We start from the raw sequence: 20,297 nt of genomic DNA on the forward strand, positions 1-20,297 counted from the left end.
ATCTTTACAGGGATCGGAGCGGACCTCGCCCCCTGGGGGAGTGCCCGAGCCGGGTGCCCATGAAAAAACCCCGCCGAAGCGGGGCTGGGGTCATTCGACGGTGGGGTCGCCGGGACGGGCAGCCCGACTCAGCTGACGCTCCAGACACCGCCGGCGATATTGACCATCGGGGACACCAGGGCCGTGCCGGCCAGGAACCAGGCGAAGGCGGCACCACCACAGCCACCGAGCCAGAAGCCGCTGGCGAACTCAGCCCAGCCGGCCTTCGTGAACAGATCGGCGGGGGGGTTGTCAATCGTGGCGTCGGGCGGCTGCACGTTCGGCCCATTCCCCGCGGTGCCGTAGATCGACAGGCACACGGTGAGGATGGAGACCAGACCGATGGTGGCCAGCAACCCGGAGGTGTTGGCGTACTCGGTGAGCCGCAGCGGACCGGTTAGGGCGAAGGGGCCGTAGAGGAAGAAGCCGTGGGCCATGCCCACCTCGAGGCCGCGTCGGTTGGGCGAGAGGGCGGGGCGGTAGGCCGGCAGGGCGTTGAGAAAGGCCTTGGTGAAGTAACTGCTGTTGACGGGGGTGGCCAGGTTGCCGACGGTGGGATCGGCCACGGGATGCACGGTCATGGACAGGCTCGTGGTGGTGGAGGGACGGCAGGGGACGGGAGCGGGGCGCTTCAGTCGCGCGCCTCGATCACGTTGAACAGCAGGGCCATGGCCACGGCTGGACCGAGGATCCCCACAAGGGGTACGAACATCGAGGGCAGCCAGGCGGCGGCGAATTCTCCAGTCATGGCGCGGGCCAATACAGCAACCGCCGGTACTGTAAAGATCAGGTTCGAGCGGGCTTCCTCCGGCCGGGGCTGACGACATAAAAGTTCAATCCGATGCAGCAGGTTCTTCCGCTCGCCGCGCTCGTCGCCCTGGTCCTCTGGCTGCTGATGCGACGCCCCGCCGCTTCCCTGGTGCCGGAGGCGGATGGTCGTGCGGTGGCGGCCCTCAACCAGGCCCGGATCGGCAGGCTGCTTGTCAGCGGGACGGTGGACCCTGGCGCCGACTCAGTTCCCGCTCCCTCCCCCACCCTCCCCCTGACCGTCACCAGCTCCGGGACCGCCCCTGGCGAAGGAGTGGACGAGGGGTCCCGCTCGCGACGTCAGCGGCTCCGGGCCCTCGAGGGGGCCCTCCGGGACGCCGGCGCCGAGGAGCGCCTGGACGCCTTGGCGCGCTGCCTGCTCTGGGGCGACCGGGCCACGCTTCCCTTGCTGCAACGGGCGCGGTGGGACCCGCACCTGCCGGTGGCGGAGCTGGCGGCCCGCGGCCTGGAGCGGTTCCGCGGCCGTCCCACCCTCCAGGTGGCCCCCCGGCCCGGGGCGGCTCAGCGGCCCGGGCTGCCCCGCAATGTGGCCCGCACCCGATAGATGGGTCGCCCCTGGCTTTCGTGATAGGTGCGCATCTGCAACTCGGCCAGCAGGCCGAAGCAGAAGAGCTGGATCCCCGCCACGATCGCCAGCACGGCCACCAGCAGCAGGGGCCGGTCGCCCACATCGGCGTTCAGCAGAATCTTCTCCCCCAGCAGGATGAGGCTCAGCAGCAGGCCGATCGCCAGACAGCCCAGACCCACGAAGCCGAACCCATGCATCGGGCGCGTGAGAAACCGCTTCATGAACCAGACGGTCAGCAGATCCATCAGCACCCGGAAGGTGCGGTCGATGCCGTATTTGCTCTGGCCGAAACGCCGGGGGTGATGGTTCACCTTCACCTCGGTGATGCGGGCCCCCTCGATGAAGGCCAGGGCCGGAAGAAAGCGGTGGAGTTCACCATAGAGATTCATGTCTTCCACCACTTCCCGGCGGTACGCCTTGAGCGAGCAGCCGTAATCGTGCAGGCGCACCCCGGTCACCCGGGCGATCAGGCGGTTGGCGATCTTGGAGGGCAGCAGGCGCTGCAGGGCCGCGTCCTGACGCTGGTACCGCCAGCCGCTGACCAGATCGAAGCCCTCCTCGAGCCGTTCGATCAGCAGCGGGATGTCGCCTGGATCGTTCTGCAGGTCACCGTCGAGGGTCACGATCAGGGCGCCGCCGCTGGCGTCGAAGCCGGCGGCCATCGCCGCCGTCTGGCCGTAGTTCCGGCGCAGCAGCACCACCACCAGCTCCGGGGTCCTGCCGGCCAGCGCCTCAAGAGCGGCGGCGGTGCCGTCCCCGGAGCCGTCGTCCACCAGCACCAGTTCGAAGCGCCGGCCGAGGGGACGGAGGCTGGCGAGGACCTGGGCCACGAGGGTCTCGAGGCTCTCCTCCTCGTTGAACAGGGGAATCACCACCGAGAGCTCGGGTCCGGGCGACTCGCTCATGGCGGAGGAAGGGACGCAGACGGGGATGGGGAGCAACCTAGGGGAGCCCCTGCGCCGTCCCTTCAGGCCAGGGTGGTGCCGTCATGGCAGCGCATTACCCGGCCGGCCCCGCGCAGTTCGGCGCGGTAGTGCCGGGCGACGGGGTGATCGTCATGGGGGCAGAGCTGGTCGAGGCCCAGCCCATTGCGGCCATGCTCCCGGCCCGAGCTGTGCCAGTAGCGTCCATCGCCCAGGTGCAGACCCACGTGGGTGCAGCGCCGCGGTGACCCGAAGAAGATCAGGTCTCCCGGCTTCAGCAGGCAGAACGTGTCGGCCCGCACGGCCACCGGCTGGGTGAACCGCTCCTGCTGGTAGGCGTCCCTCGGGATCCAGATCCCGGCGCTGGCGAAGGCGCTCTGCACGAACCCCGAACAGTCGTAGTTCGGGCCGGTGCAGCCTCCCCAGAGATAGCGGTTCGGGACGCCGGCGGCCCGCTCGGCGAATCCGAGCACGGCCGGCAACCGCCCGGCGATGGCCGGCCGGTTGAGCAGCCGCGGCCGGGGAGGCGCGTCCAGCACCGCCTGGCCGAGGAGATCGGCGGGGTCCAGCCAGCAGGGGTAGCCGTCCTCGAGCAGGCGGACCCGCAGGCGTCCGCCCGCCGTCGCGCCCGGCTGCAGCACCTCGAGGCGTCGGCCCGCTCCGGCCTGGGTGGCCAGGGAGGAACCGCTCGAGCGGGCATAGCCATCGATGGACGCCAGCAGCCGCCAGCAGGAACCGCTCCGCAGCAGTTCGGGCGCCACCGGGGTCCCTAATCTCGCCATGGCAGCCGCAGGAACTGATGGCGTTGTACCGCCCCGACGCGGCGATGGGAGCGATCCTCGACGATCGGATCCGTCATCTGGGCTTGCAGGGCCGTCCCGGTCTCGCCTCCCAGCTGTCGGTCACCTGGATGCGCTACCCCCATCCCCCGGGGCAAGACGCCGATGGAGCCAGCTGGTCGGGGGGGCGCCCCCGCTACCCCGCCAGTGTGGTGAAGCTCGTCTACCTGGCGGCGGTGGAGGCCTGGCTGCAACGGCAGGTGCTGGAGGACGGACCGGAGCTCCGGCGGGCGATGGCCGACATGATTCGGGATTCGAGCAACGACGCCACCAGCCTGCTCGTGGATCTGCTCAGCGGCACCACCAGTGGACCCGACCTGCCCCCGGAGCAGCTGGGACCCTGGCAGAACCAGCGCCAGCTGGTGAACCGCTGGCTGGCGAGCCTGGGGTGGCCGGAGCTGGAGGGCTGCAACGTCTGCCAGAAGACCTGGGGAGATGGCCCCTATGGCCGGGAGCGTCAGTTCTACGGGCCGGAGCTGGAGAACCGGAATCGCCTCAGCACCGACGCCACGGCCCGGATGCTGGACGCCATCGTGACGGGGGGGCTGGTGTCCCCTCCGGCCTGTGTCCGGATGCGGGAGCTGCTGGCCCGGTCCCTGGATCCGCAGCGGCGGGCGGCGGATCCGGAGAACCAGGTGGATGGCTTCATCGGAGCCGGCCTGCCGGAGAGCGCCCGCCTCTGGAGCAAGGCCGGCTGGATGAGCCAGGCGCGCCATGACGCCGCCTATGTGGAACTCGACGGACTTCGGCCGTTTCTGCTGGTCATCTTCATGGAGGGAACGGAGCGCTCCGCCGATGACCAGCTGATGCCCGAACTCACCCGGCTGTTGCTCGAGGCCTGTCGCAAGGAACTCGGCGAGGCGGACTGAGCCGGGCCCGGCAGGGGGTGGTGCGGACGGGAAACGGAGAGGGAGGGATTCGAACCCTCGACAGAAGTTGCCTCCTGTAACTCCTTAGCAGGGAGCCGCTTTCAACCACTCAGCCACCTCTCCAGGGGGCCAGCCGAGCTTATCAGCGCTGGGGGTCGACCTCGCCGCTCGCCAGGCGGGGCAGGCGATGCTTGAAGCCACAGAGAATCTCCCAGGGGATGGTGCCGCAGGCCTCGGCCCAGTCCTGGGGCCCGATCCGCTCGGAGCCGTCCTCGCCGAGCAGTGTCACCACCGAGCCCACTTCCAGATCGGAGGTGTCGGTGGCGTCCACCAGGAGCTGATCCATGGTGATGGCTCCCACCTGCTCCAGGCGACGGCCGCCGAACAGGACCTGGAGCCGGTTGGAGAGCAGCCGGGGCACCCCGTCGGCGTAGCCGATCGTGACCACGGCCAGGCGACTGGGGCGCCGGGTGCGATAGCGGTGGCCGTAACTCACCCCGACCCCGGCGGCCACCTCCCGGATCAGACCGACCCGGGCCCGCACCGCCATGGCCGGCTCCAGCCGCACGACACCGGCCAGGTGGGGGGCGGGAGCCTGGCCGTACAGGGCCAGACCGACCCGCACCAGGTCGTAGTGGAGGCTGGCTGCCCGCAGGGCTCCGGCGGAGTTGGCCAGATGGCGGCATCCGGTGGCCAGACCCAGCGCCGCCGCGCCGGCCAGGACGGCCTCAAAGCGCTGCCGCTGCACGGCGGTGAGATCCCCGTTGGCGGGATCGGGATTGTCCGCATCGGCCAGGTGGGAGTAGACGCCGGCGAGGCGAACCGCCCTCAGCCCGTGCAGGGCCTCCAGCAGGCGGACGCCCTCCTGCCAGTCGACGCCGAGCCTGGCCATGCCCGTGTCCAGTTTCAGATGGAGGGCCATGGGACGTCCGCTGCCGCTGGCGAGGTTCTGGCAGAGCAGCGCTTCGCGTCTGCCGCTGATCGTGGGCATCAGTTGCCAGTCGAGACAGCTGCGCAGTTCCTCGACCTGGATCAGGCTTCCCATCACCAGCACCGGGTCCTGGATGCCGGCCTGCCGCAGCTCCACCCCTTCCTGCAAGGTGGCCACCCCCAGCGCCGTGGCCCCCCCCGCCAGGGCGGCCCGGGCTACCGGCAGGGCGCCATGGCCGTACCCATCGGCCTTGACCACGGCCATCAACTCCGTTCCCGGCGACAGAAACCGCTTCACACGGCGGGCATTGCCGGTGATCGCCGCCTCGTCGACCTCCACCCAGGCCCGCTGCCGCGGATGGAGGCCGGCGGCCGGTGGCGTCAGCGGGGCTCGACGGGGGGGCTCCCGCCGGGGGGGCACCGAGCTGATCGAGGAGGTGATGGGCCTGGTCTCGGGCATCGCGGCGCTCCCACGCGCGAGAACGCTGAAGGGGGATCGGCCCAACCGTAGAACGTAGCGCCGATCCGGCGCGCTCTGCCTAGTAACATGCCGCTGAACCGGGGAGCTGGCACGTCTCCGCTGGTCAGCGCGCCATGAGTCAGGTTCTGGTCCTGAATGCCTCCTACGAACCGCTGAACATCACCAGTTGGCGCCGGGCCACGGTGATGGTGCTGAAAGGCAAAGCGGAAGGCCTCGAGCATGATTCCGATCACATCCTGCGCGGCGAGTTCCTCCAACCCTCGGTGATCCGCCTCCGCCAGTTCGTGCGGGTGCCGTTCAAGCAGTTGCCTCTCACCCGTCGCAACATCTTTCAACGGGACGGCCACAGTTGTCAGTACTGCGGGTATCAGGGGGACCAGCTCTCGATCGACCATGTGATCCCCCGCAGCCGGGGTGGCACCGACAGCTGGGAGAATGTGACCACGGCCTGTCTGCGCTGCAATGTGCGCAAGGGAAGCCGCACGCCACGGGAGGCCTCGATGCCCCTGGCCCGGGTGCCCCGTCGCCCGGTCAGCACCCTCTACTTCGAGGCCACCCGTCACATCCGCTCGGGGCGACGGGAGTGGGCCAAGTACGTGATCGGAGCCTGAGCAACTCTGGAGAGCCGTCTCAGCCGCCGCCCGCGTCGAGGGCGAGCTGCTCGAGCCGGCGGCGCTGGTCGGCGGAGACGCAGGCCCCGATCAGTTCGCTCAGCTGGCCCTGCAGCACGGGCTCAAGGGCGAAGTTCCGTCCGAGTCGGTGGTCGGTGACCCGGTTGTCCTTGGCGTTGTAGGTGCGGATCTTCTCACTGCGATCGCCGCTGCCCACCTGGGCCCGCCGGGCGGAACTCTCGACCAGGGCGGCGGCCGCCAGCTCCCGTTCCAGCAGTTTGGCCCGCAGGATCTCCAGGGCCCGCTCCCGGTTCTGGAGCTGGGAGCGTTGCTGGGTGCAGAAGACGCGGATGCCGCTGGGCTTGTGGAGCAGGTCCACGGCGGTTTCCACCTTGTTGACGTTCTGGCCCCCGGCGCCGCCGGAGCGGGCGGTGCTGATCTCCAGATCGGCGGGATCGAGCTGCACTTCGACCGGATCGGCCTCCGGCATCACTGCCACGGTGGCTGTGGATGTGTGGACCCGCCCCTGGGATTCCGTGGCCGGAACCCGCTGAACCCGGTGCACGCCCGCCTCGTACTTCAGCCGGCTGTAGACGCCCTCTCCCCGGATCGAGAGGATCAGCTCCTTGTAGCCGCCGAGATCGGCCTCGGAGGCACTCAGGGGTTCCACTCTCCAGCCGGTGGCCTGGGAGAACCGTTCGTACATCCGGGCCAGATCGCCCGCCCAGAGCGAGGCTTCGTCGCCGCCGGCGCCGGCTCGGATCTCCAGCATCACGCTGCGCCCATCCCTCGGGTCGCTGGGGAGCAGGGCCAGGGTCAGGCTGGCCTCGATGGCCTCGATGCGATCCCCGAGCCGGCCGATCTCCTCCTGGGCCAGGGCCTCCATCTCCGGGTCGGTCCGGCTTTCACGCAGCAGCCGTCGGGCATCGGCCAGATCCTCCCGCAGGGATCGAAGCTCCTCGTAGCCATGCACGAGCGGCTCTAGCCGGGCCCGTTCCCGGGTGATCCGCAGCCGCAGGGACGGATTGCCCGCCAGGTTGGGATCGGCCAGCTGGCGCTCGAGGGTGTGAAACGTGCGGCTGGCGGCCTCGAGGCGCTCGCTCAGAAAGGAGACATCCATCGGCGGGGGGCATCCGGGAGGGGCATCGGCTCAGGACCTCCGGCCAGAGCAAAGCCGGATGCCCACGGGCATCCGGCTTTGGGAACGGTCCGGAGAGTGTTCAGGCAGAGGCGGCGCGGCAGGACGCGGCGGTGTTCAGACTGGAGCGGTGCCGGCGGAGGTGGCGGCCACGGGCGCCTCGGCGGTGGAGGATTCCCCATTGCCCTGGGGGCGCACCGCTGCGGCGGTGGCGCTGTCGGCGCTGCCCATGCCGTATTTCCGCATGAAGCGATCCACCCGACCTTCGGTGTCGAGGATCTTCTGGGTTCCGGTGTAGAAGGGGTGGTTGCCGCTCCAGACGTCGACGTGGAGCTCGGGCTGGGTGGAGCCTGTGGTCATCACCACTTCCCCATTGCAGATCACCTTGGCGTCGGGATACCAGGTGGGATGGATGTTGGGTTTGGGCATGGCTGGGGTGGCGGGATCAGCGCTTGGAGAACTGGGGAGCCTTGCGGGCTTTCTTCAGGCCGTACTTGCGGCGCTCCTTGGCGCGGGGGTCGCGGCTGAGGTGCCCTTCGGTCTTGAGCGGTTTGCGGTTGTCGGTCGAGAGGTCGCAGAGGGCCCGGGCGGCCCCCTGCTTGATCGCGTCGGCCTGGCCGGTGAGGCCACCGCCCTTGACGTTGACCAGCAGGTCGTACTCGGTGCCGAGACCCAGGGTTTCCAGGGGGGCCTTCACCGCCGAGAGATAGCTGGGGTTGTAGTTGAGGTAGTTGTCGCCGGGGCGGCCATTGATCGTGATCGCTCCTGTGCCAGGCACGACCCGGACGCGGGCCACGGCCGTTTTGCGGCGGCCCGTGCCCCAGTAGACGACGCGGTTGGAAACGGTGCTCATTGGGCGGCGGCGGAAGGATCGAGGGCCAGAGCCTGGGGCTGCTGGGCGGCATGGGGATGGGCAGCGCCCTTGTAGACCTTGAGCTTGCGGAACAGCTGACGTCCGAGCGCGTTATGGGGCAGCATCCCCTTGATCGCCTTCTCGACGATCCGCTCGGGGAGCCGGGCCTGGAGGGCGGCGAAGGTTTCGGTCTTCATGGCGCCGGGGCGGCCGGAGTGGCGCCGGTAGATCTTCTGGGTGGACTTGTTGCCGCTGATCCTCACCTTCTCGGCATTGACGACGATGACGAAATCGCCCGTGTCGAGGTGGGGGGTGAAGGTGGGCTTGTTCTTGCCCCGCAGCACGCTGGCCACTTCAGTGGCGAGGCGGCCGAGGGTCTGATTCTCGGCGTCCACCAGATACCACTGGCGGACGAGGGAATCAGCGGAGGGAACGGGGGTCTTGTTCATCGCACCGGCAGGCCGGATCGGAATAGGGCGCCATCCCGGTGGATGGGGCTGGACAGGGAACGGCACGGCCACGGACGCATCCGTGCTCCGAAGCCCGTTGGTGGAGCCTAGACCTTGGACCGCCTCACCCCTCGAGAGGGCCGCCGGGGGGACCCGGTGGCCAGTGCTCGTGAGCCCCGAAAAACCCAGGGGTGCTTCGATCAGGTTGCTCCGGCGGATCCTGGCATTCCAGCTGGAACCGCGGTTGGCCATCATACCAGGCCGAGCTGGGGAACACCGGGCTCGGGTAGCCCACCCGCAGCAGGCAGAGTCCCTGCGGCGGGGCCGCCTCCCGGATCTCCTCGCGGGCGCCGCTGCGCCAGCGATGGGTGAACGCGTCCCGGTTGAGGCGGCCCTCCCCGACGGCCACCAGCTGGCCCATCAGCAGCCGCACCATGCCGTAGAGGAAGCCGCTGGCCTGGATTTCGGTCACGATCAGGTCCCCGCAGCGCTCCAGGCTCACGGCCTGCACCTGGGTGGAGGAGTGGGCGCGGTGGCTGCCGGCGCGTCGGAAGGCCCGGAAGTCGTGGCGGCCGAGCAGACCCCCCAGGGCCTCGGCCATCGCCCTCTCGTCGAGCCGATGCCGATAGCGATGCCAGCTCCAGGGGGCCAGAAACAGGTTGGGCCGGCGGCCGTTGTACAGCGTGTACCGGTAGCGGCGGTAGATCGCCGAAAAGCAGGCGTGCCAGCCGTGGTGCACCGTGGCCGCGGCCCGCACCCGGATGCTGGCCGGCAGGCGACCGTTGAGGGCGGCGGGCCAGCGCTGGGGAGGGATGGGCCCGCTTGTGTCGACATGGACCACCTGGCCGGCGGCGTGCACACCCCTGTCGGTGCGACCGGCGGCGATGGTACGGATCGGGCGATGGGGATCAAGGGCCTCGAGCGCCTGCTCCAGGGTGGCCTGAACGCTGGCCTGGCCCCGTTGCCGCTGCCAGCCGCAGAAGGGGCCGCCGTCGTACTGGAGACAGAGTGCGATCCGGTGCCGGCCGTCCTGGGCGCCGCCGGCGACGGGATCAGACCAGCTCGATGATCGCCATCTGGGCGTTGTCACCACGACGGGGGACGGTGCGGATGATGCGGGTGTAGCCGCCGTTGCGGTCGCCGTAGCGCTCCTGGGCCTTGTCGAACAGGGAGTGGACCAGCTGCTTGTCGAAGATGTAGCCGATGGCGCGGCGCCGGGCCGCCAGGCTGCCGTCCTTCGCCAGGGTGATCATGCGCTCGGCTTCCTCGCGCAGGGCCTTGGCGCGGGCCTTGGTGGTGGTGACACGACCTTCCCGTATCAGCTGGGTGGTGAGGCCGCGAAGCAGGGCCTTCCGTTGGTCGGCGGGGCGTCCGAGCAGGGGGACGCGGCACTGGTGGCGCATGGTTCCGGAGAGGGGTGTGGAAGAAGGAGAGCGGGACTGCTCAGGCCGTGGTGCGGCTCTGGGGCAGGGAGATGCCGATGCGCTCCAGGGCTTCGATCACCTCATCGGCCGATTTGGAGCCGAAATTCTTGATCTCGAGCAGGTCTTCGTAGCTGAAGCCCATCAGATCGGAGACCGAGTTGACCTGGGCGCGCTTGAGGCAGTTGTAGGCCCTCACCGAGAGGTTCAGTTCCTCGAGGGGAATCTGGCTTTCAGCCGAAGGTTCGGGCTCCAGGCCCGGCTCATCGGCCATGGTCAGGCTGGCCAGGGGCTGGAACAGGGCGATCAGCTGATTGGCCGCCTGGGCCATGGCGTCGTCGGGGGTGATCGAGCCGCTGGTGAGGATCTCGAGCCGCAGCCGCTCCCGGGCCGACCCCCCTTCGCCCACGGCGGTTTCGTCGACGGTGTAGTTCACCCGTCGGACCGGCATGAACACGGCGTCGATCTGGAGGAGATCGATGGCGCTGGTGTCCTCATGATGGCGGTCCACCGGCCGGTAGCCGACGCCGCGCTCCACGTGCACTTCCAGTTCCAGGGAATGGCCTTCGGCCACGGTGGCGATCGGACGGTCCAGATCGACCACCTGCACCTGGGAGGAGAACTGCAGATCGGCGGCGGTGACGGTGGCGGGGCCGTTGACGATCAGTCGCCCGATCTCCTGTTCACGGCTGCGGCTGTTGACGACCACTTCCTTGCAGTTGAGCAGGATGTCGAGCACGTCTTCGCGGACGCCGGGCACGGTGGCGTACTCATGGTTGACGCCGGCGATCCGAACGGCCGTGATGGCACTGCCTTCCATGCCCCCCATCAGGACACGGCGGAGGGCGTTGCCCAGGGTGATGGCCTGACCGCGGTCGAGGGGACCGATCACAAACACTCCGGTCTGGGAGCGGTCGTCGGCGACCTGATGTTCGACCCGGTCGATCTGATACTGATGCACGGCCTGAAGGTGGTGAAGAGGAACGCCCGGAGGCTGGAGAACTGGCGCCTGGCGACTCAGACCCGGCGTCGCTTGGAGCGGCGGCAGCCGTTGTGGGGCAGTGGGGTGACATCGCGGATCAGGGTGATCTCGAGGCCGGCCACCTGGAGGGCCCGAATGGCGGTTTCCCGGCCCGAACCAGGGCCGCGCACCAGCACTTCGATCTGCCGCATGCCCTGCTCGAGGGCCCGTCGGCCGGCGGCTTCGGCGGCGGTCTGGGCGGCGAAGGGGGTGCCCTTGCGGGCGCCCTTGAAGCCGCTGGCGCCAGCCGAGGACCAGGAGATCACCTCACCGGCCGTGTCGGTGATCGACACGATGGTGTTGTTGAACGTGCTCTGGATGTGTGCCACGCCGTTGGGCACATTGCGCTTGGTTTTCTTGGCGCCGGTTTTCTTGGCTGGCTTCGCCATGGACGGGGGGCCTGATGGGAATGGGGTGGGAGGACCGGGGAGAGGCGGTCGGTTGGACGCGGGGAGGAGGGCTTACTTCTTCTTGCCGGCCACGGTCTTGCGGGCGCCGCGGCGGGTGCGGGCGTTGGTGCGGGTGCGCTGGCCCCGCACGGGAAGCCCCATGCGGTGGCGGCGGCCCCGCAGGCAGCCGATGTCCTGCAGGCGCTTGAGGGCCATGCCCTCCTGCCGGCGCAGATCCCCCTCGAGGGTGAAGCTCTCGGCAGCCGCCCGCAGTTTCTGCACGTCGACATCCTCGAGATCCTTGACCCGGATGTCCGGGTTGACACCCGTTTTGGCCAGGATCTTCTGGGCACGGGTCAACCCGATGCCATACACGTAGGTGAGAGCAATCTCGACCCTCTTGTCACGAGGGATGTCGACACCGGAAATCCGAGCCACGAAGGAAAACGATCAGGAGGGTAAGGAAGGGTTGGCCCTGGGGCCGGAGCGCGCCCCGGGGGGCGCGGCTGGGGACGCGAAGACGGGGCGCTCGGGTCAGCCCTGGCGCTGCTTGTGCTTGGGGTTGGTGCAGATCACCATGACCCGGCCGTGCCGGCGAATCACCCGGCACTTCTCGCACATCTTCTTGACTGAGGCACGCACCTTCATGGGCGGCGACTCTCCATTCTTTGCAAACAGCTAACGTATCACAGCGCTCAAGCCCCTTCAGGGCTTCAGACCAGAATCCCGGCGATGCGGCTGGCGATGGCCTCAATCGTGCCGCTCGCTTCCACTTCGCGGAGCAACCCGTGCTCGCGGTAGAGGGCGATCAGGGGGGCGGTCTGCTGGCGATACACCTGAAGGCGGTTGCGGATCACCGCCTCGTTGTCGTCCTGTCGACCGCGGGCGAGCAGTCTCTGGAGCAGGGTCTCGTCGTCGAGTTGCAGCAGGATCACATGCTGAATCGGCTGCTCCAGCGTCTTGAGCAGCTCGCTCAGGGCTTCGGCCTGGGCGAGGTTGCGGGGGAAGCCATCGAGCAGCCAGCCTCCGTCATGGCTGTCCAGGCGAGCTTTCACGATCGCCAGCACCAGGGCATCGCCCACCAGCTCGCCCCGGGCCATCACGGCCTCGGCCTGCTTCCCCAGGGGGCTGCCGGCCTGGACTTCGGCCCGCAGCAGATCGCCGGTGGAGAGGTGCAGGAGATTCCGGTGGCCGGCCAGCTGCTGGGCCTGGGTGCCCTTGCCCACACCAGGGGGGCCGAGGAAGAGGAGACGATCGTTCATGGCGGGGGTCGGCGGGGGCCGGAGAGTGGCCGGAAGCCGGCGGTGCGGGCTGGGGAGTGGGTAGGCAAGCGTGACGCTACTGGCGCACCATCCCCTCGTAGCGCTGGGAGATCACGTAGGTCTGCACCTGTTTGGCGGTGTCGATGGCGACGCCGACGAGGATCAGCAGGGAGGTCGCCCCAAGCCCCTGGAAGGTGCGGACCTGGGTGGCGCCTTCGATCGCCGAGGGGATGATCGCCACGGCTCCGAGGAAGAGGCCCCCCAGCAGGGTGAGCCGGTTCTGAACGCCGCTCAGGTAGGCGGCCGTGGCCGAGCCTGGCCGGATGCCGGGGATGGCGACACCTCCCCGCTTCAGGTTGGTGGCAATGTCGACCGGGTTGACCGTCAGCGAGGCATAGAAGAGCGAGAAACCGATGATCAGGGCGAAGAACACCACGGCATAGAGCCAGGGGGTGCTGCTGTTGGGGTTCAGATAGCCGGCCAGCTGGATCAGCCAGGGGGCCCGGGTGATGTTGGCGATGGTCAGTGGCAGGAAGACCACCGCCGACGCGAAGATGATCGGCATCACACCGCCGGCGTTGAGCTTCAGGGGCAGGTAGCTCTGGCGTGCCGCCAGATTGGCCTGGCCCACCTGGCGCTTGGCGCTGACGATCGGAATCCTGCGGCTGCCTTCCTGCACGAAGATGATCCCGACAATGGTGACCAGGAAGATCAGCACCAGCACAATGATGCCGCCGATGGTGGCGCGGTCGCCGCTTTCGGCCAGTCGCACGGTGGAGCCCAGGGCCCGGGGCAGGGTGGCCACGATGTTCACGAAGATCACCAGCGACGCCCCCTGGCCGATGCCCCGCTCGGTGATCACCTCGCTGATCCACATCACCACCATCGAGCCCGTGACGAGGGCCAGGGTGGTCTGGATCACGAACACCGGCTCGGACAGGCCGGGCAGGGCGTATTGCCGCAGGATCAGCGCGAAGACCGTGCTCTGGAGCAGGCCCCACCCGAGGGCCACATAGCGGGTGATCTGGGCGATCTTGCGCCGTCCGGCCTCGCCTTCGTTCTTCTGGAGGTCCTCCAGCTGGGGCAGGGCCGCCGTGAGTAACTGCAGGATGATCGAAGCGTTGATGAACGGCAGGATGCCGAGGGCGAATACGCCGAGCGTGGAGATGCCGCCGCCGGTGAAGATGTCGAGAAAGCCGATCAGTTGCCCCCCCTGCTGGATGAACTGCTGGAAGGCCACCCGGTCGATGCCGGGCACCGGGATGTAGATCCCGAGGCGGATCAGCAGCAGCAGGCCGAGGGTGGTGAGCACCCGGTCGCGCAATCCCTTGGACTGGACGAGCTGGGTGAGGATTTCACCGGCACTGGGGTTGCGCCCCCGGCTGACGAGCATGGTGAGAACGGACGAGTAGGGCTGGCCGCAGGGCCGTTGGCAATCAGTCGATCAGCTCGCAGCTGCCACCGGCCGCCTCGATCTTGGCCCGGGCCGAGGCCGTGAAGGCCGAGGCCGTCACGCGCAGGGCCACGCTGAGCTCACCTTGGCCGAGGATCTTCAGGGGGTGCTTGGGGCTGGTCACGATCCCGGCGGCGACCAGGGACTCCAGGGTCACGCTGCTGCCGGCCTCAAGGTCGGCCAGCCTGGAGATGTTGAGCACCGTGAAGTGCCTCGGGTTGACCAGCGGGAAGTGCTTGAGCTTGGGAACCCGCCGGTAGAGGGGCATCTGTCCCCCCTCGAAGCCGGGCCGGGTGGGTCGGCCGGAGCGGGACTTCTGGCCGCGCATGCCGAAGCCGCAGCTGGCGCCCTGACCGGCCGCGATGCCCCGGCCCTTGCGCAGCTTCCGCTGCCGGGATCCGGCCTGGGGCTTGAGGGTGCTGAGTGAGAGGGTCATGGGGAGGCTCAGGAGTAGATCTGCTCAAGGGAGATGCCCCGCTCCTTGGCGGTCTCCTTGTGGGTGCGGAGGTCCTGGAGCGCCTGGATGGCGGCCCGGGCGTTGTTGAGGGGGGTCTTGCTCCCCAGGCGCTTGGCCAGCACGTTCTTGATGCCGGCCAGTTCGAGCACGGTGCGGATCGAACCGCCGGCGATCACACCCGTTCCCGGAGCTGCCGGACGCATCAGCACGCTGGCGGCCCCGTCGGCGCCGGTGCTGATGGTGGGAATGGAGCTGGTGCGGGTGAGGGGCACCTTGACCAGGTGCTTCTTGCCATCGGCGACACCCTTGCGGACCGCGCCGATCACATCGCCGGCCTTGCCGACCCCAACGCCCACCTGGCCCCGCTCATTGCCGACCACCACGATGGCCCGGAAGCTCATCTTCTTGCCGCCCTTGACGGTCTTGGAGACACGGCGGATCTGCACCACCCGCTCCTGCCATTCGGAGTCGCGCTCCTGGCCGCGCCGATCGCCGCCGCGGCGGCCGCCTCCACCGCGGCGGTCACCCCCTCCCTTGCTGTCTCCACGGCCGCCGCCGCCGCGCCGTTCCTGCTGGCCTTCGGCCGCCGCAGGAACGTCGGCCGCCGCCGGGATGACGCTGGTCTGAATCTGGTCGTTGGTTTCGATCATGGTTGAAGCCGGTTCAGAACTGAAGGCCCGCATCCCGGGCGGCATCGGCAAGGGCCTTCACCCGGCCGTGATAGAGCTTGCCACCGCGATCGAACACCACCTGCTGGATGCCCTTGGCGATGGCCCGCTGGGCAACCAGCTGTCCCACCGCCACGGAGGCGTCGCAACTGGCGCTCGACTCGAGGCTGGTGCGCAGGTCCTTGTCCAGGGTGGACGCGGCGCAGAGGGTGGTCTGGGCGTCGTCGTCGATGAGCTGGGCGTAGATGTGATTGTTGGAGCGGAACACGGCCAGGCGGGGACGCTCGGTGGTGCCGTTGAGATGGCGACGCAGGCGGCGGTGCCGTTTCTGGGTCTGCTGCTTGCGGGGAAGGGAGGACATGGCGGTACGGGTGGGAGACGCTCAGGCGGGCCTCATTTCTTGCCGGTCTTGCCGGCCTTGCGCAGGATGCGCTCGTCCTGATACTTGATGCCCTTGCCCTTGTAGGGCTCGGGAGGACGGATGGCGCGGATCTTGGCGGCCTCGTTGCCCACCAGTTCCTTGTCCGCTCCGGAGACCAGCACCTGGGTGTTGCTCTCCACCGAGAAGCTGATCCCTTCGGGAGGATTGACCTCCACCGGATGGCTGTAGCCGGCGCTGACCACCAGCTTCCGGCCCTGGACCTGGGCCCTGTAGCCCACGCCGATGATCTCGAGCTTGCGGGTGAAGCCCGTGCTGACGCCCTCAACCATGTTGGCCACGAGCGTGCGGCAGAGGCCGTGCCGCTCGCGGGAGCGGCGGCTGCCGCTCACTGGGGCCACCACGATGGTGCCCTCGGCCTGGCTCACCACCACTCCGTCGGGGAGGGTGCGGCTGAGCTCGCCCCTGGGACCCTTCACCGTGACCGCCAGACCGTCCAGGGTGATGCTCACCTTGTCGGGGATGGGGATCGGCGCTTTACCAATACGAGACATGGATCGACTCCCTGATCAGTAGATGTAGCAGAGCACTTCGCCGCCCACGCCCTGCTTGCGGGCGTCACGGTCGCTCATCACACCCCGGGAGGTGGAGATGATCGCCACGCCGAGGCCACCGAGGACCTTGGGGAGCTGGCGGGTGTTCTTGTAGATGCGCAGACCCGGCTTGCTCACCCGCTGGACGGAGCGGATGGTCGGCTGGCGGTGCTTGCCGCTGTATTTCAGCTCGAGGACCAGGTGTCGCTGCACCCCCTCGCCCTCTTCGCTGATCTCAGCGATGAAGCCCTCCCGCTGCAACACCTTGGCGATGCTGTGGGAGAGACGGGACGCGGGCACCCTGGTGGTCTGGTGCTTCTTCTCACTCGCATTGCGGATGCGGGTGAGCATGTCGGAAATGGGGTCGTGGTTGGCCATGGTTGGGTCCGAGGAGGGCTCAGTTGCTGCGGAACGGCATTCCCATCTCGCGGAGGAGGGCCCGGCCCTCTTCGTCGTTGCGGGCGCTGGTCACGATGGTGATGTCCATGCCACGAATGGCGTCGATCTTGTCGTAGGAGATCTCGGGGAAGATGATCTGCTCCCTCACCCCCAGGGTGTAGTTGCCCCGTCCATCGAAGCTCTTGGGGCTGACCCCCCTGAAGTCGCGGATGCGGGGCAGGGCCAGGTTGATCAGACGCTCGAGAAACGCGTACATCCGTTCACCGCGCAGCGTGACCGCCACCCCGATCGGCATGCCCTGGCGGATCTTGAAGCCGGCGATGGCCTTCTTCGCACGGGTCACCACCACCTTCTGGCCGGTGATCGTGGCCAGTTCGGCGATCGAGGCCTCAAGGGCCTTGGCGTTCTGGGCGGCTTCACCGAGCCCCCGGTTGAGGGTGACTTTCACCACCTTGGGGACTTCATGGACGTTCGAGAGACTGAGATCCTTGAGCAGCTTGGGCTGGATCGTCTCCCGGTAGCGCTGTTTGAGTGACATGGCGGAGGAGGGGGTGTGCGCTTCTGGGCGTGGTCAGAAGGCGGACGGGAGGAAGGGGGACAGAGAGGACGGGGGAGGGGTGCTCAGTCGAGCAGTTCGCCGGTCTTCTTGAGGCGGCGCCGCTTGGTGCCGTCGTCCTGGACGACCAGCTCCACCCGGCTGGCCACGTTCTGGGCCGAGGAGTACACCATCACGTTGGAGGCGTGGACGGAGGCCTCCTCGGTGACGATGCGGCCACTTTCTCCCTCCTGGGTGGGCTTGACGTGGCGGGTGCGGAGGTTGATCCCCTGCACGATCACCCGGTTGAGCTCGGGAAGCGTGCGCAGGACCTCGCCGGTCTTGCCCTTGTCCTTGCCGGCGATCACCCGGACGGTGTCTCCTTTGCGGACGCGCATCTTGACGCGCTGGGTGGTCTTGGCCTTGGCGGTGGCAGTGGCCATGTCAGATCACCTCCGGAGCGAGGGACACGATTTTGGTGAAGTTGCGCTCCCGCAGTTCGCGGGCCACCGGACCGAACACCCGGGTGCCCTTCGGGTTGTTGTCGGCACCCAGGATCACCGCGGCGTTGTCGTCGAAGCGGATCGCGTTGCCGGTGTTGCGGCGCAGGGTGGCCCGGGTGCGAACCACCACCGCCTTGACCACATCCGATTTCTTCACGCCCATGTTGGGCATCGCGTCCTTGACGGCGGCGACGATCACATCGCCGACGTGGGCGTAGCGACGGTTGGTTCCCAGCACCCGGATGCACTGGATGCGCTTGGCGCCGCTGTTGTCAGCGACGTTCAGGAAGGTTTCCTGCTGAATCATGGGGGGATCTCCTCAGCTCGCGCCGGATGGGTTGAAAACCTCGGCCACGGCCCAGCGCTTGGTGCGGCTGAGCGGGCGGGTTTCGGTGATGCGGACCCGATCGCCCACGCGGCAACGGTTGTCTTCGTCGTGGGCTTTGTAGCGGGTGGTGCGGCTGACGGTCTTCTGATAGATGGGATGGGGGAAGCGGTTCTCCACCGCCACCACCACCGTTTTGTCCATCTTGTCGCTGACGACGGTGCCGACCCTTTCCTTGAGTGCCATGGATGATGTGGGGGATCAGGAGGCGGTTAGAGCGGAGCGCTGACGCTCCTGCTGCACCGTCTTGAGCTGGGCCAGCTTGGTGCGGTTCAGCCGGAAGCGGTGCGGTTGCTCCAGTCGGCGGGTGGCCTGCTGGAAGCGGAGATCGAACAGATCCCGGCGCAGGCCGTCGATCTGTTCGGTGAGTTCGGCGTCGGTGAGCTTGCGCACCTCGGCGATGTTGGGACGGGCCATGGTCAGGACTCCACAGGAACGGCGAGTTCGGGGCTGACCTCGATCTCCTGGTCGGGAAGGGCCAGAAACTTGGTCTTGAGCGGCAGCTTGTACTGGGCCAGCCGCATCGCCTCCTTGGCGATGGTCTCGGTGATCTCAGCCCCACCCATCTCGAAGAGAATGCGGCCGGGTTTGATCACCGCCACCCAGAACTCGGGGTTGCCCTTGCCGGAGCCCATCCGGGTTTCGGCGGGGCGCATGGTGACGGGCTTGTCGGGGAAGATCCGGATCCAGATCTTCCCGCCCCGCTTGACATAGCGGGTCATGGCCCGGCGGCTGGCCTCGATCTGGCGGGAGGTGATCCAACCGCATTCCTGGGCCTGCAAGGCAAACTGACCGAAGGCGATGGTGTTGCCCCGGGTGGCGACACCGCTCATGCGGCCTCGCTGCTGTTTGCGGAATTTGACGCGTCGTGGACTCAACATGGTTCAGGCCTCCAGATCACTCGTCGTTCGAACGGTCTTCGAACTGTTGGGGCCGCCGGTTGGCGCGGCGCCGCGGGGCACCCCCGACGGGCAGTTGCTCCTTCTGCCCGGGGAGCACCTCTCCCTTGAACACCCACACCTTGATGCCGAGCACGCCGTAGGTGGTGGACGCCACCTTGGTGGCGTAGTCGATGTCGGCGCGCAGGGTGTGCAGGGGCACCCGCCCCTCCCGGGTCCATTCGGTCCGGGCGATCTCGGCGCCGTTGAGGCGTCCGCTCACCTGGATCTTGAGCCCCAGCACCCCGGCCCGCTGGGCGCGCTGCACGGTCATGCGCATGACCCGGCGGAACGCCACCCGCTTCTCCAGTTGCTGGGCGATGTACTCGGCCAGCAGGAAGGCGTCGGCGTCGACACGCTCCACCTCGACCACGTTGATGCGCACCTGGCGGGCGCGATCACGCAGGGTGTTCTGGATGCCGGAGCGGAGCTCCTCAATGCCACTGCCCTGGCGACCGACCAGCACACCGGGGCGGGCGGTCTTGAGTTCCACCTCCAGCTGGTCGGCCTTGCGGGCGATCAGCACGTCGCTGATGCCGGCGGAGGCGTACTTCTTGTGGATGAAGCGGCGGATCCGATCGTCTTCCTGGAGAAGGATCGGGTAGGTCTTGCTGGGGGCGTACCAACGGGAGCGGTGGTCCTGGGTGATCCCCAGGCGCAGGCCGGTTGGATGGATCTTGTGTCCCATCGGGCGGTGTCCTCGGGGGTCAGGCGGTAGGGGCCACAGCGATGCTGATGTGGCAGGTTTGCTTTTTGATGGCGTAGGCACGGCCCTGGGCGCGGGGCCGGAATCGCTTCAGGGACGGACCCATGTCGGCGATGGCGTTGCTGATCACGAGGGTGGCGGGATCGAGGCCCAGGTTGTGCTCAGCGTTCGCCACCGCCGAGCGCAGCACTTTCGTGATGGGGCCTGTGGAGCGGTAAGGCATGAACTCGAGGAGGATCAGGGCCTCGCGGTAGGAACGACCGCGGATCTGATCGAGCACGCGACGGACCTTGGACACGGAACCGCGGATGTAGCGGCCGTGGGCGCGGGCTTCTTGGCTGGGGGGAGAGGTGTTGACCATGGTGATGCGCTCCTTAACGGGAACCTTTCTTGTCCTTGATGTGGCCGCGGAAGGTGCGGGTCGGGGCGAATTCCCCCAGCTTGTGGCCCACCATCTGCTCGGTGACATACACCGGCACGTGGCTCTTGCCGTTGTGAACGGCAATCGTGTGGCCGATCATCATCGGCAGGATGGTGGAGGCCCGTGACCAGGTCTTGATCACGGTCTTGTCGCCGGCGCTGTTCTGCGCTTCGACCTTGCGCAGAAGGTGGTCGGCGACAAAGGGTCCTTTCTTGAGTGAGCGTCCCATGGTGGTTTAA

Annotated in this window: 34 protein-coding genes and 1 tRNA gene; 3 read left to right on the plus strand and 32 right to left on the minus strand. The window is 68.1% G+C overall.

The features are described from left to right. Positions 1-128 precede the first annotated feature (128 nt). Both ACWJI7_RS03525 and ACWJI7_RS03530 read right to left on the minus strand, forming a co-directional pair. Complete coding sequence (locus ACWJI7_RS03525; RefSeq protein ID WP_479935410.1) at positions 129-620, minus strand: photosystem I reaction center subunit XI; 492 nt, start codon at positions 618-620, stop codon at positions 129-131. Between the two features lie 50 nt (positions 621-670). Next, positions 671-787 (minus strand): photosystem I reaction center subunit VIII, encoded by a 117-nt coding sequence (locus ACWJI7_RS03530; protein ID WP_197162095.1) that lies wholly within the window; start codon positions 785-787, stop codon positions 671-673. 93 nt (positions 788-880) lie between these two features. On the opposite strand from ACWJI7_RS03530, the gene ACWJI7_RS03535 reads away from it, so the two are divergent. After that, positions 881-1,411, plus strand: a complete 531-nt coding sequence (locus ACWJI7_RS03535; RefSeq protein ID WP_479935412.1) for a hypothetical protein — start codon at positions 881-883, stop codon at positions 1,409-1,411. Here ACWJI7_RS03535 and ACWJI7_RS03540 read toward each other — a convergent pair. Further along, the gene (locus ACWJI7_RS03540; RefSeq protein ID WP_479935414.1) at positions 1,369-2,340 is read right to left on the minus strand and encodes a glycosyltransferase family 2 protein; all 972 of its coding nucleotides are present in this window, start codon (positions 2,338-2,340) and stop codon (positions 1,369-1,371) included. The two genes, ACWJI7_RS03535 and ACWJI7_RS03540, sit on opposite strands and share 43 nt — an antisense overlap. Positions 2,341-2,402: 62 nt before the next feature. Beyond that, entirely contained in the window at positions 2,403-3,140 is a 738-nt protein-coding gene (locus ACWJI7_RS03545) for a C40 family peptidase (protein ID WP_479935416.1), read from the minus strand. A gap of 17 nt (positions 3,141-3,157) precedes the next feature. On the opposite strand from ACWJI7_RS03545, the gene ACWJI7_RS03550 reads away from it, so the two are divergent. After that, positions 3,158-4,066: a serine hydrolase gene (locus tag ACWJI7_RS03550; RefSeq protein ID WP_479935418.1), complete on the plus strand. Its 909-nt coding sequence runs from the start codon at positions 3,158-3,160 to the stop codon at positions 4,064-4,066. A 34-nt stretch (positions 4,067-4,100) separates the two neighbouring features. Here the strand turns inward: ACWJI7_RS03550 and ACWJI7_RS03555 are convergent. Both ACWJI7_RS03555 and alr read right to left on the minus strand, forming a co-directional pair. Then, a tRNA-Ser gene (locus tag ACWJI7_RS03555) sits at positions 4,101-4,189 on the minus strand. Between the two features lie 19 nt (positions 4,190-4,208). Continuing rightward, on the minus strand, positions 4,209-5,456 hold the full coding sequence (alr, locus tag ACWJI7_RS03560; protein ID WP_479935420.1) for an alanine racemase: 1,248 nt from the start codon (positions 5,454-5,456) through the stop codon (positions 4,209-4,211). A gap of 134 nt (positions 5,457-5,590) precedes the next feature. Here alr and ACWJI7_RS03565 point away from each other — a divergent pair, with 134 nt between their 5' ends. After that, entirely contained in the window at positions 5,591-6,088 is a 498-nt protein-coding gene (locus ACWJI7_RS03565) for an HNH endonuclease (RefSeq protein WP_479935422.1), read from the plus strand. 19 nt (positions 6,089-6,107) lie between these two features. Here the strand turns inward: ACWJI7_RS03565 and prfA are convergent, their stop codons facing one another. The 26 genes from prfA to rpsS form a co-directional block, all read right to left on the minus strand. Further along, on the minus strand, positions 6,108-7,208 hold the full coding sequence (gene prfA / locus ACWJI7_RS03570; protein WP_479935424.1) for a peptide chain release factor 1: 1,101 nt from the start codon (positions 7,206-7,208) through the stop codon (positions 6,108-6,110). 135 nt (positions 7,209-7,343) lie between these two features. Then, a complete protein-coding gene (gene rpmE, locus ACWJI7_RS03575) occupies positions 7,344-7,655 on the minus strand; it encodes a 50S ribosomal protein L31 (protein WP_479935426.1) in 312 nt (103 codons plus the stop codon). A gap of 16 nt (positions 7,656-7,671) precedes the next feature. Further along, a complete protein-coding gene (gene rpsI, locus ACWJI7_RS03580; RefSeq protein WP_479935428.1) occupies positions 7,672-8,079 on the minus strand; it encodes a 30S ribosomal protein S9 in 408 nt (135 codons plus the stop codon). Further along, positions 8,076-8,528 carry a 50S ribosomal protein L13 gene (rplM, locus tag ACWJI7_RS03585; protein WP_479935430.1) on the minus strand — a complete coding sequence of 151 codons (453 nt, stop codon included), beginning with the start codon at positions 8,526-8,528 and terminating at the stop codon, positions 8,076-8,078. Before rplM ends, rpsI begins: the two co-directional genes overlap by 4 nt. Positions 8,529-8,652: 124 nt before the next feature. Further along, positions 8,653-9,543 (minus strand): tRNA pseudouridine(38-40) synthase TruA, encoded by an 891-nt coding sequence (truA, locus tag ACWJI7_RS03590; protein ID WP_479935630.1) that lies wholly within the window; start codon positions 9,541-9,543, stop codon positions 8,653-8,655. A gap of 37 nt (positions 9,544-9,580) precedes the next feature. Continuing rightward, positions 9,581-9,931: a 50S ribosomal protein L17 gene (rplQ, locus tag ACWJI7_RS03595; protein WP_479935432.1), complete on the minus strand. Its 351-nt coding sequence runs from the start codon at positions 9,929-9,931 to the stop codon at positions 9,581-9,583. A gap of 40 nt (positions 9,932-9,971) precedes the next feature. Next, entirely contained in the window at positions 9,972-10,910 is a 939-nt protein-coding gene (locus tag ACWJI7_RS03600) for a DNA-directed RNA polymerase subunit alpha (protein WP_479935434.1), read from the minus strand. Between the two features lie 56 nt (positions 10,911-10,966). Next, positions 10,967-11,359 carry a 30S ribosomal protein S11 gene (gene rpsK, locus ACWJI7_RS03605; protein WP_006173334.1) on the minus strand — a complete coding sequence of 131 codons (393 nt, stop codon included), beginning with the start codon at positions 11,357-11,359 and terminating at the stop codon, positions 10,967-10,969. Between the two features lie 72 nt (positions 11,360-11,431). Further along, positions 11,432-11,797: a 30S ribosomal protein S13 gene (gene rpsM / locus ACWJI7_RS03610; RefSeq protein WP_479935436.1), complete on the minus strand. Its 366-nt coding sequence runs from the start codon at positions 11,795-11,797 to the stop codon at positions 11,432-11,434. Positions 11,798-11,893: 96 nt separating this feature from the next. After that, the gene (gene rpmJ / locus ACWJI7_RS03615; protein ID WP_007100636.1) at positions 11,894-12,007 is read right to left on the minus strand and encodes a 50S ribosomal protein L36; all 114 of its coding nucleotides are present in this window, start codon (positions 12,005-12,007) and stop codon (positions 11,894-11,896) included. 65 nt (positions 12,008-12,072) lie between these two features. Further along, positions 12,073-12,621, minus strand: coding sequence for an adenylate kinase (locus ACWJI7_RS03620; RefSeq protein WP_479935438.1), 549 nt, complete (start codon positions 12,619-12,621; stop codon positions 12,073-12,075). A gap of 76 nt (positions 12,622-12,697) precedes the next feature. After that, positions 12,698-14,014, minus strand: a complete 1,317-nt coding sequence (secY, locus tag ACWJI7_RS03625; protein WP_479935440.1) for a preprotein translocase subunit SecY — start codon at positions 14,012-14,014, stop codon at positions 12,698-12,700. Positions 14,015-14,057: 43 nt separating this feature from the next. Beyond that, positions 14,058-14,510 (minus strand): 50S ribosomal protein L15, encoded by a 453-nt coding sequence (gene rplO / locus ACWJI7_RS03630; RefSeq protein ID WP_479935442.1) that lies wholly within the window; start codon positions 14,508-14,510, stop codon positions 14,058-14,060. Between the two features lie 8 nt (positions 14,511-14,518). Beyond that, positions 14,519-15,181 (minus strand): 30S ribosomal protein S5, encoded by a 663-nt coding sequence (gene rpsE, locus ACWJI7_RS03635; protein ID WP_479935443.1) that lies wholly within the window; start codon positions 15,179-15,181, stop codon positions 14,519-14,521. Between the two features lie 13 nt (positions 15,182-15,194). Then, positions 15,195-15,560 carry a 50S ribosomal protein L18 gene (gene rplR, locus ACWJI7_RS03640; protein WP_479935444.1) on the minus strand — a complete coding sequence of 122 codons (366 nt, stop codon included), beginning with the start codon at positions 15,558-15,560 and terminating at the stop codon, positions 15,195-15,197. 32 nt (positions 15,561-15,592) lie between these two features. After that, entirely contained in the window at positions 15,593-16,132 is a 540-nt protein-coding gene (rplF, locus tag ACWJI7_RS03645) for a 50S ribosomal protein L6 (RefSeq protein WP_479935446.1), read from the minus strand. Positions 16,133-16,147: 15 nt separating this feature from the next. Next, positions 16,148-16,549 carry a 30S ribosomal protein S8 gene (gene rpsH, locus ACWJI7_RS03650; RefSeq protein WP_479935448.1) on the minus strand — a complete coding sequence of 134 codons (402 nt, stop codon included), beginning with the start codon at positions 16,547-16,549 and terminating at the stop codon, positions 16,148-16,150. A 19-nt stretch (positions 16,550-16,568) separates the two neighbouring features. Next, the gene (rplE, locus tag ACWJI7_RS03655) at positions 16,569-17,108 is read right to left on the minus strand and encodes a 50S ribosomal protein L5 (RefSeq protein WP_479935450.1); all 540 of its coding nucleotides are present in this window, start codon (positions 17,106-17,108) and stop codon (positions 16,569-16,571) included. Positions 17,109-17,191: 83 nt separating this feature from the next. Further along, positions 17,192-17,548 (minus strand): 50S ribosomal protein L24, encoded by a 357-nt coding sequence (gene rplX, locus ACWJI7_RS03660; RefSeq protein ID WP_479935452.1) that lies wholly within the window; start codon positions 17,546-17,548, stop codon positions 17,192-17,194. 1 nt (position 17,549) lies between these two features. Continuing rightward, positions 17,550-17,915, minus strand: a complete 366-nt coding sequence (gene rplN, locus ACWJI7_RS03665; protein WP_479935453.1) for a 50S ribosomal protein L14 — start codon at positions 17,913-17,915, stop codon at positions 17,550-17,552. 12 nt (positions 17,916-17,927) lie between these two features. After that, positions 17,928-18,179, minus strand: a complete 252-nt coding sequence (rpsQ, locus tag ACWJI7_RS03670) for a 30S ribosomal protein S17 (RefSeq protein ID WP_479935455.1) — start codon at positions 18,177-18,179, stop codon at positions 17,928-17,930. 15 nt (positions 18,180-18,194) lie between these two features. Continuing rightward, entirely contained in the window at positions 18,195-18,410 is a 216-nt protein-coding gene (gene rpmC / locus ACWJI7_RS03675; protein ID WP_479935456.1) for a 50S ribosomal protein L29, read from the minus strand. A gap of 2 nt (positions 18,411-18,412) precedes the next feature. Next, positions 18,413-18,874: a 50S ribosomal protein L16 gene (gene rplP, locus ACWJI7_RS03680; protein WP_479935458.1), complete on the minus strand. Its 462-nt coding sequence runs from the start codon at positions 18,872-18,874 to the stop codon at positions 18,413-18,415. Between the two features lie 16 nt (positions 18,875-18,890). After that, positions 18,891-19,619: a 30S ribosomal protein S3 gene (gene rpsC / locus ACWJI7_RS03685; protein ID WP_479935460.1), complete on the minus strand. Its 729-nt coding sequence runs from the start codon at positions 19,617-19,619 to the stop codon at positions 18,891-18,893. Between the two features lie 19 nt (positions 19,620-19,638). Further along, the gene (gene rplV, locus ACWJI7_RS03690; RefSeq protein ID WP_479935462.1) at positions 19,639-19,998 is read right to left on the minus strand and encodes a 50S ribosomal protein L22; all 360 of its coding nucleotides are present in this window, start codon (positions 19,996-19,998) and stop codon (positions 19,639-19,641) included. A gap of 13 nt (positions 19,999-20,011) precedes the next feature. Next, complete coding sequence (gene rpsS, locus ACWJI7_RS03695) at positions 20,012-20,287, minus strand: 30S ribosomal protein S19 (protein ID WP_479935464.1); 276 nt, start codon at positions 20,285-20,287, stop codon at positions 20,012-20,014. Positions 20,288-20,297 lie beyond the last annotated feature (10 nt).

This window comes from Cryptocyanus atlanticus LEGE 06306, from assembly GCF_056633155.1.